This window comes from Frisingicoccus sp., assembly GCF_048388605.1.
In the GTDB taxonomy this organism is placed as follows: Bacteria; Bacillota; Clostridia; order Lachnospirales; family Lachnospiraceae; genus Frisingicoccus.
This window is the reverse complement of record NZ_DBGCTU010000003.1, coordinates 40,749-53,124: the sequence shown is the minus strand read 5'-3', so window position 1 is coordinate 53,124 and position 12,376 is coordinate 40,749. Positions and strand designations below refer to the sequence as shown.

11 protein-coding genes are annotated in these 12,376 nt (G+C 46.8%); 3 read left to right on the top strand and 8 right to left on the bottom strand.

Annotation, left to right across the window (positions count from 1 at the left end):
- Positions 1–21: 21 nt before the first annotated feature.
- The 3 genes from dapA to ACMN7X_RS00615 form a co-directional block, all read right to left on the bottom strand.
- Positions 22–912 carry a 4-hydroxy-tetrahydrodipicolinate synthase gene (dapA, locus tag ACMN7X_RS00625; protein WP_418745579.1) on the bottom strand — a complete coding sequence of 297 codons (891 nt, stop codon included), beginning with the start codon at positions 910–912 and terminating at the stop codon, positions 22–24.
- Between the two features lie 223 nt (positions 913–1,135).
- On the bottom strand, positions 1,136–1,639 hold the full coding sequence (locus tag ACMN7X_RS00620) for a cob(I)yrinic acid a,c-diamide adenosyltransferase (RefSeq protein ID WP_418745578.1): 504 nt from the start codon (positions 1,637–1,639) through the stop codon (positions 1,136–1,138).
- A gap of 54 nt (positions 1,640–1,693) precedes the next feature.
- Positions 1,694–2,320 carry a single-stranded DNA-binding protein gene (locus tag ACMN7X_RS00615; protein WP_178042225.1) on the bottom strand — a complete coding sequence of 209 codons (627 nt, stop codon included), beginning with the start codon at positions 2,318–2,320 and terminating at the stop codon, positions 1,694–1,696.
- A gap of 287 nt (positions 2,321–2,607) precedes the next feature.
- On the opposite strand from ACMN7X_RS00615, the gene typA reads away from it, so the two are divergent.
- Positions 2,608–4,434, top strand: a complete 1,827-nt coding sequence (gene typA, locus ACMN7X_RS00610; RefSeq protein WP_418745577.1) for a translational GTPase TypA — start codon at positions 2,608–2,610, stop codon at positions 4,432–4,434.
- A 138-nt stretch (positions 4,435–4,572) separates the two neighbouring features.
- Here the strand turns inward: typA and ACMN7X_RS00605 are convergent, their stop codons facing one another.
- The 5 genes from ACMN7X_RS00605 to ACMN7X_RS00585 all read right to left on the bottom strand — a co-directional run bounded on the left by ACMN7X_RS00605 (position 4,573) and on the right by ACMN7X_RS00585 (position 10,322).
- A complete protein-coding gene (locus tag ACMN7X_RS00605; RefSeq protein ID WP_418745576.1) occupies positions 4,573–6,267 on the bottom strand; it encodes an ABC transporter substrate-binding protein in 1,695 nt (564 codons plus the stop codon).
- Between the two features lie 75 nt (positions 6,268–6,342).
- Complete coding sequence (locus ACMN7X_RS00600) at positions 6,343–7,332, bottom strand: ABC transporter ATP-binding protein (RefSeq protein ID WP_418745575.1); 990 nt, start codon at positions 7,330–7,332, stop codon at positions 6,343–6,345.
- Complete coding sequence (locus ACMN7X_RS00595; RefSeq protein ID WP_418745574.1) at positions 7,325–8,326, bottom strand: ABC transporter ATP-binding protein; 1,002 nt, start codon at positions 8,324–8,326, stop codon at positions 7,325–7,327. Before ACMN7X_RS00595 ends, ACMN7X_RS00600 begins: the two co-directional genes overlap by 8 nt.
- Before the next feature lie 14 nt (positions 8,327–8,340).
- Complete coding sequence (locus ACMN7X_RS00590; protein ID WP_418745573.1) at positions 8,341–9,387, bottom strand: ABC transporter permease; 1,047 nt, start codon at positions 9,385–9,387, stop codon at positions 8,341–8,343.
- A gap of 17 nt (positions 9,388–9,404) precedes the next feature.
- The gene (locus ACMN7X_RS00585) at positions 9,405–10,322 is read right to left on the bottom strand and encodes an ABC transporter permease (RefSeq protein ID WP_418745572.1); all 918 of its coding nucleotides are present in this window, start codon (positions 10,320–10,322) and stop codon (positions 9,405–9,407) included.
- Between the two features lie 257 nt (positions 10,323–10,579).
- Between ACMN7X_RS00585 and ACMN7X_RS00580 the strand changes: the two genes are divergently transcribed.
- Positions 10,580–11,356, top strand: coding sequence for an electron transfer flavoprotein subunit beta/FixA family protein (locus tag ACMN7X_RS00580; RefSeq protein WP_418745571.1), 777 nt, complete (start codon positions 10,580–10,582; stop codon positions 11,354–11,356).
- A gap of 11 nt (positions 11,357–11,367) precedes the next feature.
- Positions 11,368–12,291 (top strand): electron transfer flavoprotein subunit alpha/FixB family protein, encoded by a 924-nt coding sequence (locus tag ACMN7X_RS00575; protein WP_418745570.1) that lies wholly within the window; start codon positions 11,368–11,370, stop codon positions 12,289–12,291.
- The last annotated feature ends 85 nt before the right edge of the window (positions 12,292–12,376 follow it).

Here is a 12,376-nt window from a genome sequence, read left to right as displayed (position 1 = left end):
ACAGCTCTTTTTACCAACCCTTTATTTTAACGGAATACCCAAATCTTTCATCGCCTGAATCAATCGGGCTTTATTCGCCTCTTCCATCGGTGTCATCGGGAGTCTCAGCGGCCCCACTTCCATTCCCATCAAATTCATCGCTGTCTTTACCGGGATCGGATTCACTTCGCAGAATAAGGCATGGATCAAAGGAAGCATCTTCAGCTGAAGTTCCCGGCTTCCAACCACGTCCCCTTCCATAAATTTGGCCACGATATCATGGGTCTCCTTCGGACAGACATTGGACAATACAGAAATAACACCCTTTCCGCCAAGGGAGAGGATCGGCACTATCTGGTCGTCATTGCCGGAATAAATGTCAATATCCCCCTGGGTCATCTGCAGAATATCCGCCACCTGGGAAATGTTTCCGCTGGCTTCTTTCACAGCCACGATATTCTCGCAGGAATGAAAAAGCTCAGCCACTGTCTGCGGCATAATATTAACGCCCGTACGGCTCTGAACACTGTAAAGAACCATCGGGAGATCTGTATTCTGGGCAACTTTAGTGAAATGCTGGACAAGCCCTTTCTGAGTTGCTTTATTATAATATGGCGTCACAACCAATGCGCCGTCCGCGCCGGCTTTCTCTGCCTCCTGCGTCAGATAGATCGCTGTATGGGTGCAATTGGAACCGGTTCCCGCAATGACCGGGATCCGCTTTGCCACCTTATCCACAGCAAATCGAATACACTCTACATGTTCCTCCTCCGACAAAGTGGATGCTTCCCCTGTTGTCCCTGTTATAATAATACTGTCTGTGTGGTTCGCAATCTGAAATTCAATGATCTCACCCAATTTATCAAAATTCACCGATCCATCCTGTTTCATGGGGGTCACGATTGCTACGCCGGCACCTGTAAAAATGGCCATAATGAACCTCCTTGTCTTTTAACTGCCGCCCTTATTGATATATTATATTCCAAAAAACTCCGCCCATTCAGGCATTCCCTATGTCAGATGCTTCGCATAAAATGAGCCGGCATCTGCCGGCCCACTACATATTTTCCTATGAATTTTATATACCCAGGCAGCTCTCATCCTACCTTTGATAGTAGCATTTCTGCCATTTAATGTCAACCGTTCACTGACGGTTTTAGGCATCACTATCCGCTTTTTTTACGATTCCGATCTTTGAAATATAATCCGCCTCGGTTACCAGTTCCTCCGGCAGATTCCTGCCTGTGAGGATCAATTCCATCTCCTCCGGCTTTGCCTGAATCAAATGAATCACATCGGACACATTCAAAATTCCCAGATCCACAAGGCCGAGAATTTCATCCAGGATCAGCACATCGCACTCGCCGATCGTCAATACCTTTTTTGCGAAATTCACACCATTGAGTATATTGATACTTTCCTCCCGCTGCTCGTCCTCCGAAAGTTCCTCATAATAGCGATTCATCTTTTCAAAGCGAAATACCTTTACTTCCGGCTCAAGCCGCTTCAGATAATCCAGAGTCCCCGTATGCCGTCCCTTTAAGAATTGTATCATAAATACTTCTTTGCCTTCGCTGGCGCAGACCAATGCCCTTCCCAGGGAAGATGTCGATTTGCCCTGACCTTCACCACAGTATATTTTTACTAAACCTTTTTCCACAACATTCACCTCATTGTATGTTAATACCATATTTCTGAGATGTCGTCAATCCTTTTATTCAATACATTCGATTTTACTAACCGAAATCTCATAAGCGGTACGCCGTTCTACCTGGTCGCCTTCAATCCGTTTCTGATAAGTACGACTCTGAATCCGCCCCCAGAGGTGAATATGGGTCCCTACCTCAAATTTTCCCGCGAACCGGGCATTCCGTCCCCAGCAAATGCACGGAAGATAGTCGGATTTCCCATAGGGCCGGTTGACCGCCAGCAGCAGATCCGCGATCTCCCGTCCGAGAGGCGTCATCCGATAAACCGGCTGTTTGCAGATAAACCCATCCAGAAAAATGCTGTTCGGCTTCACATTTTCCGGCTCCTCCTCCAAAATTTCCACCTCACGCACAAACACCGAAAGAACCAGCCGGTTTCTTCCCTCCTCATGTTTATTATAGGATCGGAATTGCCCGTGGGCTTCCAGCGTCTGCCCTATGTAATTTTCCGTCACATCGATCAGCCGTTCGGAAATTAACAACGGTATTCTATCCACCATATTGCTGAGCCGCTGCACAACAACTTCCACCACATAAAATCCTTCTCCAAAAACCTCGTGACTGTACACAAACTCCGAATCCACAACCCCCACGATCGTTACCTGATTATTATCCAGCACTTTGTCTGCCATCCTTTTGTTCCCCTTTCTGTATATACAAGTTTTCATCTCGTTTAATATACTTATTCGATTCCGGATAGATTTAGAACCGAATTCTTAAATGACTTTAGCATGAATCGCGGATGAAATAAATTATCATTCATCGACAGGAAATCCCATAAAATGACGGCAATCGTCCAATTCCTGAATTCAATTATATTTTTCTTAATAAATTTTCTTGAAAAACCGTGGCATTATGGTAAAATATAAAAGTTGTCAGTAGTACATGTATGAATGGATTGGAAGGAACTGAAGTAATTATGAAAATCAAACGCGAAGATATCCGAAATATTGCGATCATTGCTCATGTTGACCACGGCAAGACAACATTGGTAGATGAATTATTAAAACAAAGCGGCGTTTTCCGAAGCAATCAGGTCGTTCAGGAACGGGTCATGGACTCCAACGATATTGAAAGGGAACGCGGTATTACAATCTTATCAAAAAACACAGCCGTATTTTATAAAAATACAAAAATTAATATTATCGATACACCGGGACATGCTGATTTCGGCGGAGAAGTTGAACGTGTTCTGAAAATGGTGGACGGCGTCATCCTTGTTGTTGATGCTTTTGAGGGACCGATGCCCCAGACAAAATTTGTTCTTAAAAAAGCATTGGAACTGGAATTGTCCATCATCGTCTGCATTAACAAAATCGACAGGCCGGAAGCCCGCCCGGATGAAGTGATCGATGAAGTTCTCGAGCTTTTGATCGATCTGGATGCATCCGATGAGCAGCTCGACTGCCCGTTTGTCTATGCCTCCGCAAAATCCGGCATTGCTATGCTTGAGCTTGACGAAGAAGGGCAAAATATGCAGCCGCTTTTTGAAACGATCATCGAACATATCCCGGCGCCGGAGGGCGACCCGGATGCCGCAACTCAGGTGCTGATCAGCACCATCGATTATAATGAATATGTCGGCCGTATCGGCGTCGGCAAAGTCAGCAACGGCACGATTCAGATCAACCAGGATGCTGTCATTGTCAATGCCCACGACCCTGAGAAAAACCGAAAGGTGAAGATCAGCAAGCTTTATGAATTTGACGGTTTGGAAAAGGTGGAAGTGGAAAAGGCAACTGTCGGCTCCATTGTTGCCATCTCCGGCATCTCAGATATCCACATCGGGGATACGCTCTGCTCGCCGGATTTCCCGGAACCGATTCCGTTCCAGAAAATTTCCGAGCCGACAATCTCCATGAACTTCCTTGTCAACGACAGTCCTCTGGCCGGACAGGAAGGCAAATATGTGACTTCCCGCCATCTGCGCGATCGTCTTTTCCGTGAATTGAACACGGATGTCAGCCTTCGCGTTGAGGAAACCGAAAACACGGACTGCTTTAAAGTCTCCGGCCGCGGCGAACTTCATCTCTCCGTTTTAATCGAGAATATGCGCCGTGAGGGCTATGAATTCGCTGTCAGCAAGGCCGAGGTCATTTATAAAAAAGATGAAAAAGGAAAACTTTTAGAACCGATGGAAATCGCCGTTATCGATGTTCCGGATGAATTTACCGGCATTGTCATTGAAAAGCTGAGCCTCCGGAAAGGTGAACTGATCGGTATGTCCAAGGCCAGCGGCGGCTACTCCCGGTTGGAATTCAACATTCCTTCCCGGGGCCTGATCGGCTACCGCGGTGAATTTCTGACTGACACTAAGGGCAACGGTATTTTAAATACCCTTTTCAACGAATACGGCCCATATAAAGGGGATATTGCCTATCGCCAGACCGGTTCCCTGATTGCCTTTGAATCGGGCGAAACGCTGGCCTACGGCCTGTTTAATGCCCAGGACAGGGGAACTCTCTTTGTCGGCCCGGGAGAGCGGGTTTACGGCGGTATGATCGTCGGCCAGAACCCGAAGGGCGACGATATTGAGCTGAACGTCTGCAAGGCCAAACATTTAACCAACACCCGTGCTTCCGGCTCTGACGATGCTCTCAAGCTGACACCACCCCGGATCTTGAGCCTGGAGGAAGCCCTTGACTTCATCGAAAATGATGAACTTGTGGAAGTGACGCCAAAGAGTATCCGGATGCGCAAGAAAATCCTCGATACAAAAATGCGTATGCGCGCAAATCGTAAATAAGAGTAAAAAAAATCTGCCTGGATTCCTTGAAACGGAATCGGGGCAGATGTTTTTTTGATAAAATAAAATATTCAATATTTGATTATACAACGAGGGCCCTGAATTTTCAAGGCCCTCTTCTTTATTTGACTGCTTTAATTATTCTGCAATGTCTGCATATTCAAAGTGCCAGTATCCATATGGTGAATGCCAGGAACCTGTAATCTTATCACTCTGCAGCCAGAAGTCATTATAGTATGCGATCGGCAGACAAGCCATATCTTCCATCATGATATCCTCTGCTTTGTGAAGAGCTGCGGAACGAGCTTCAGGATCAATTGTTGATCTGGACTCGTCGATTGCTGCATCAAATTCAGGATTGTTGTATTTACCATCATTGTTGCCGTTTGTGGAGTAGAGAAGTTCAATCATGTTGGAAGGATCTGTGTAATCTCCTACCCAGCCGTTACGGGAGATTTCATAATCGCCGTTACGACGCATTGGTGTGAAGCTTGCCCATTCAACAGTTTCAACCTTAAGATCGATACCGATCTCTGCCCATGCCTGCTGTAAGTACTCAGCGACAACTTTATGATAACCTGTATCATTTGTGGAGTATGTCAGCTGTGGAATACCTTCGCCGTTTGGATAACCGGCGTCAGCCAGTAACTGTTTTGCCTTTTCAACATTTGCTTCGAAGTCGGAGTTGTCCATGTATGGTTCTCCATTATTTGCATTTGACTGGAAATCGCTGCCATCTGTATCAACCCAGCCTGGGCCCATGAAGCTTGTAGCTGCTGTATATGTACCCTGCATCAGAGTTTCAGCAACATAATCACGGTCGATTGCAAGGCTTAATGCCTGACGTACTTCTTTGATGTTAAACGGCTCTTTATTCAGGTTCAAGCTTACATAGTATGTTCCGATGATCGGATCTACATAATAATCTTCGTTTCCTTCAAGGCTTGGAATTTCCTCTGTAGGAACATCTTTGATCATAAGAAGTTCGCCGGACTGGTATGCGCTGTAAGCTGCATTGGAATCCTCGATCAGTGCGAATGTCAGTTTGTCAAGTTTGATAGCATCTGCATTCCAGTAGTATGGGTTCTTACTCATTGTGATATGAGAATTTGGTACCCATTCAGTGATATGGAACGGACCGTTAGAGATATAAGTCTCTGCGGAAGTTGCCCATGCATCGCCATTCGCTTCAACTGTTGCCTGCTGTACAGGGCTTAATGTAGCGAAAGCTGCAAGGCTTCCGAAGTAAGTACATGGATTGCTGAGTTCAACGACAAGTGTCTTGTCATCCTGAGCTGTTACAGCAAGTGCTTCGATATCGCCGCCCTCTTCTTTGGCTTTGATAGCTGTGTCATAACCTTTAACCATGCCGAGTACAGTTTCAGCATAAGGTGCGGCTACTTCCGGGTCACATACACGTTTCCAGCTGTATTCGAAATCTTTTGCAGTAAGGTCAGAGCCATCGGACCATTTAAGACCATCTCTTAAATGGAATGTCCATGTGAGACCATCCTCGGATGTCTCCCAGGATTCAGCCTGTCCAGGCTGGAGCTGTCCATCCTTGTCTACAATCAGAAGACATTCGGATACTTCCAGCAGCATATTGCCGCCGTCAACAGCACTGTTCAGTGCAGGGTCCATAGTTTCAGGGTTTGGTCCAATCTGAACCTTGAGTTCTTTTTCGCCTGTTGCTTCAGCAGGTGCTGCGGTTTCTCCGCTTTCTGCGCTTTCTGTTGTTTCAGCACTCTTGGTTTCTGCCTCTTTAGAGCCGCAGGCTGCAAGGCCGAGTACCATTGTTGCAACAAGCAGGATTGATAAAATTCTCTTTTTCAAATCCTTCTCCTCCTTTTTACTTTTTTTATAAACATTATGTTTTCACATAAGTGCTTATCTCATTTTATTCACCGGCTAATTACATTTATCCAGATGATGACAGGCTACGAAATGTCCCTTGGCAGCCTCTTTAAACTCAGGCGCCTCACAGGCACACTGTTCATCCGCATACGGACACCGTGTCCGGAACCGGCAGCCCGACGGCGGATTCAGAGGGCTCGGCACATCGCCTTCCAGGGCGATTCGTTTGCTTGCTCTCGCAGTCTTCGGGTCCGCGATCGGAATTGCGGAAATAAGACTTTTTGTATAAGGATGCATGCTGTGCATCGTCAGCTCATAGCTGTCGGCCAGTTCCACAAGATTTCCAAGATACATAACGCCGATACGGTTCGATATATGTTTTACTACAGACAGGTCATGGGCAATAAAGAGATACGTCAGATTCATGCTCTCCTGCAGATCCTCAAACATATTAATGACCTGTGCCTGAATAGATACGTCAAGGGCCGAGATCGGCTCATCACAGACAATAAACTCAGGGGCAACCGCCAGAGCTCTCGCGATACCGACACGCTGCCGCTGACCGCCGGAAAATTCATGCGGATACCGGTTTGCATGTTCTGAGTTCAATCCGACTCTCTGAAGAATCCGGATAATCCTGTCATAGCGTTCCTGCTTATTCGCCGCCAGATTGTGAATGTCGATCGCCTCACCCACAATGTCTCCTACCGTCATACGCGGGTCAAGGCTGGCATATGGATCCTGGAATACGATCTGCATTTTTTTGCGATATTCCAACATATCGACTGCAATCTTCTTTTCTTTATCAAAAATCACTTTTCCATCATAGATAATTTTACCATCCGTCGGCTCATACAGCCGGAGCAGGGTACGGCCTGTCGTCGTTTTGCCGCATCCCGACTCTCCTACCAATCCCAGAGTTTCACCCCGGTTAATATAGAAGGATACATCATCCACAGCCTTTACATATTTTTTGTTTTTTCCGAAACCGCCCGCCGGAAAATACTGCTTTAAATGCTCAACCTGTACTAACTTATCACTCATTTGCTGCCTCCCCTTCCATCTGCGCCTTCTGATTCATCCAGCACTGGGTATAATGAATCTCACCAAACTCAGTCACCGGAGGCATCTCTCTCAGGCAGATCCGCATACATTGCTCACAACGGGGTGCAAACGGACATCCCTTCGGCGGATTGAGCATATCCACCGGCGTGCCCTCGATCGGCACAAGCCGCTCATGCTTTGTCGCATCCAGTCTTGGAATACTCTTTAAAAGTCCTTTTGTATATTCATGCTTCGGATTATAAAAAATATCATCCGTCGTGCCGTACTCAACAATTCTTCCGGCATACATAACCGCAATTCTTTCACACATACTTGCAACAATACCCAGATCATGGGTGATCATAATGATGGCCATTCCGAGCTTTTCTTTAAGCTCCATCATAAGCTCCAATATCTGCGCCTGAATCGTCACATCAAGGGCTGTCGTCGGCTCATCGGCGATCAGAAGCTTCGGCTCGCAGGCAAGAGCAATGGCGATCATGACTCGCTGGCGCATACCGCCGGACAACTCGTGCGGATACTGTTTTAAACGTTTCTCCGGCTCGTTAATTCCTACAAGCTCAAGCAGCTCTTTTGCCCGCTCGCGGGACTGTTTTTTATCTTTATCCGTATGCAGGCGGATAACCTCTTCAATCTGATTTCCAATCGTATATACCGGGTTCAGACTTGTCATCGGATCCTGGAAAATAATGGACACTTCATTTCCGCGCATCTTGCAGAAATCCTTTTCCGTCATATCATTAATATGATGTCCGTTAAAATCAAGGCTTCCCCCGATCAGTTTTCCCGGGTAGGCCGTCAGTCCCATCAGACTGTAAGCCGTAACCGACTTCCCGGAACCGCTCTCTCCAACGATACCGAGTACTTCACCTTCATTCAAATGTATCGATACATCGTTTAATGCCTTTACCTCACCGGCCGGTGTGAAAAAGGAAAGGCGTTCATGCTGTATATTTACCAAATATTCACTCATACGATACGCGCCTCCTAATTCTTAAGTTTCGGGTCAAATGCATCGCGCAGACCATCGCCCAACAAGTTAAAGCTCAAAATGATCAAACTGATCACCAGCGCCGGTATAAATAACTGATGCGGATTTGTATTCAATCCGTTGATCGCATCACTGGCCAGACTTCCGAGGGACGGCATCGGAACCGCAACACCGAGTCCGAGGAAGCTTAAGAAGCTTTCTGTGAAGATAGAGGACGGAATCTGAAGTGTTGTCGTAACGATCAGCGTTCCGATACAGTTTGTCAGCAAATGTTTTTTAATAATTCTTCCCGATTTAGCGCCCAGAGCTCTCGCCGCCGTTACATACTCGCTCTCTTTTAGCATCAGCACCTGGCTTCGAACCATACGCGCCATGCCGACCCAGTATAAAAGGGCAAAAACAACGAAAATGCTGATAAGGTTTTCGCCCATAACCGACATCCAGCCAAAGCCCGGAACCTGGGAAAGCTTCGCCAGAGGGTCCTTCAGCGCAAAGGACAGCAGAATAATGAGCAGGATATCCGGAATCGTATAAATGATATCCACAATACGCATCATAACCAGGTCCACCCATCCGCCGGCAAAAGCGGCCACCGAACCGTAGATTGAGCCGATCAGCAAAATGATCGCCGCCGCCACGATTCCGACAAGAAGAGAAATACGGCTTCCCATCATGACACGGATGGCATAATCCCGTCCCATCTTATCTGTTCCGAAGATGTGGGGGAATACCTTTTCCCCGGCATCGATCCGCTCCTGCTCTTCCACCGAATATTCCATCGGCTTCAGATTATTGGCGCCCTTGATCTGGGTCTTATAAGAATACGGATAAAAGGACGGAACAACAAAGGCGAACAGCATAATGATGATAACAACGATCAGGCTGACCATCGCCACTTTATTTTTGCGGAGTCTTCTGAAGCCGTCTTTCCAAAAGCCGACACTCTCCCGCATCACCACAAGACTTTCTTTTTCTTCATCCGTTGCCGGAAGAAAGTCATCGGGATTTAATTTTAATTGCAAACTAAATGGATTCTTTTCCATATCTGACTTTCCCCCTTCTATTTCAGCTTGATCCGCGGATCAACAATCTTATAAACAATATCAACCACCACATTCAGAATGATCATGATCGTGGCAAGGAAGATTGTTGTTCCCATGATCATCGTATAATCCCGGCCATTGATCGCTTTGATAAACTCTCCGCCCAGTCCCGGGATGGTGAAAATCTTTTCCACAACAAAACTGCCTGTCAGGGTATACGCCGCCATCGGTCCCACATAGGTAACTACAGGAAGGATGGCATTACGAAGGGCATGCTTAAACAAAGACACCTTCTGACTCAGGCCCTTGGCCTTGGCGGTACGCATATAGTCCTGCCCCAGCACGTCCAGCATGGATGAACGCATCAGCCGCATAATATAAGATGTCGGATAAGCCGACAGCGCAGCCACCGGCATAATATAACTGTTCCACGTAGTCAATCCCAACGTCGGAAGTATCTGCAGTTTAACGCCCAAAAAGTACAAAAGCAATGTACAGATGACAAAGTTGGGTACCGCCATGCCGCAGGTCGCAATGATACTTAATATACTGTCGATCACCGTTCCCCGCTTATATGCCGCAAATACGCCAAGCGGAATACCGAGGCAAAGCGACAGAAGGATTGCTCTTCCTCCAAGTCCGGCGGACACAGGGAACCTCGTCGTAATGATACTCATAACAGTACGTCCGCGCTGTTTCAGGCTGTCCCCGAAATCCCCATGAGCCGCATCTGATATATACGTAAAATAACGCTCGCTAAGTGGCTTATCCAGTCCGTACTTCGCTTCCAAAGCCGCTGTGGCTGCCGGACTGATGGCTTTTTCTGACAAGAACGGTCCGCCCGGAACCAGGTTCATCAGAAAAAACGTAATGGTTGCAACTGCCCATATGGTCACAGCTGCCAATACAATTCTCTTGACTATGTATTTTCCCATTTTTCCTCTCTCCCATAATCTTAATATCTATATCGTTAATTCGCACACATATAAAAACTTTGATGAATTAAAGCTGTCATGTGCAAAACTCACAAAATACAGGTAGTATTATATCATAAATTGTCTCAAATTGAAACTGCTAATTTTTTACATATTCGTGTTTTTGCATGTAAATTTATTTTTTTAATTGATTCTTTAATAAAAATATACTATAATATCAATAATAATTACTATTTTGGTTTTGAAGGAGGATTAAAATGAATATTTATGTTTTGATGAAACAGGTTCCTGTCATCTCAGATATAAAAATCAATCACCAAACATTTAATGTAGAACGAGAAGGCGCCGGAACAATGATGAATCCTGTGGATGTTCATGCCATCTCCGCAGCGGTGGAACTCAAAAAAAATCTCGGCGGAACAATTACCGTTTTAACCATGGGCAATGAAACCTGTGAAGTTCAGCTTCGCGAAGCCGCCGGTATGGGGGCTGACCATCTGGTACGCATCACTGACACAGCCTTTGCCGGAGCTGACACTCTTATCACAGCTAAGGTTCTTGCCGCCGCTGTCCGGCATCTCGGCGCTCCCGACTGTATTTTCTGCGGTCAGGCTTCCCTGGACGGTTCCACCGGGCAGATCGGCGCAAAACTGGCTGCGCTTCTGAATATCGGCCTTCTGAACAATGCTTCTCAGATTGATATTGAAGAAAAGGGCCTTACCATTCATCAGAAGGCAGGAAAGGGATATGATGTCTGGCAGGCCGATTTTCCTCTTGTATGCTCAGTGACAGAAGATGCCAATAAACCGGTGCCGGTGACCATCAAAGGAAAAATGGCGGCAAAAAAAGCGGTGATCTCCGTTTTATCCAATGCCGACTTAAATATCGCACCGGAAGATCTCCATTCCCCATCCCGAATTGAAGCCCTCTTCCCGGCCGCCAGACAGGAGGCCGGCATGCGGATCGCAGGCGGAACGGAAAAAGAATCGGCAAAGAAACTGGCAGATATTCTCTTTGAGAAACATTTTATATAGGAGGATCTATCATGGAAAAATTTAATGATATATGGGTATTTATTGAAATGTCTGAAAATGCGCCGAAACGCGTCAGCCTTGAATTACTTGCCAAAGCATCCGAATTGGCGGAAGAAGCCGGCGTTCAGGCAATTCCTGTGATCTGCGCGGATGCCGCCGACCACTCTCCGGAAACCATTATCAGCGCCTTAAAAGATGTCATCGAGAAATCAGCGCCTTCCGCTTTTCTTTTCGGCTCCACGCCTCTTGGCAGAGAAGTGAGTGCCGGCCTCAGTGCGGTAATGAATCTCGGTATTGCCGCCGACTGCACTAATGTTATGTATCGTGAATCCAATAAGGATCTGCTCTTTATACGTCCGGCTTTTGACGGTAAACTTTATGCTTCGGTCTCTCTGGATACGACACCCCAGATTGGAACTTTTTCTACGGGCATCTTTCCTCTGGAGGGCAATGCGCCGGATATTCAGGCCAACGCAAAGACATTGTCCCTGGCTTCCGACGGCAGCGAGATCAAAGCCCGCCTTGTTAAGTTTATTGAAGACGCCGGTCTGGCTGATTCAAACATTGAGGAAGCCTCTGTCCTTGTTGCCGGAGGCCGCGGCGTCGGCAGCGCTGAAGGCTTTGACAAGCTCCGTGAACTGGCCCGCCTCCTCGGCGGAAATATTGCCGCTTCCCGCGGTGCCGTAGAAGAAGGCTGGATTTCCAAAGATTATCAGGTTGGAGCCACCGGCAAAACCGTTACTCCGAAACTCTATTTTGCCTGCGGCATTTCGGGCGCAGTTCCCCATGTTGTCGGCATGAAAGATTCTGAGATCATTATCGCCGTCAACACGGATCCTTCGGCCCCGATCTTTGACATAGCCCACTACGGTATCGTCGGCGATCTGCATAAAGTGATCCCTGAACTTATTGAGATCATTAAGCAGACCCGGTAACAATCGAAGTCCCGGACTTCTTACGTGAAAAAGCCATTGCCCGGACAGTTCTTCCAAACTGCCTTTGACAATGGCTTCTTTTTTT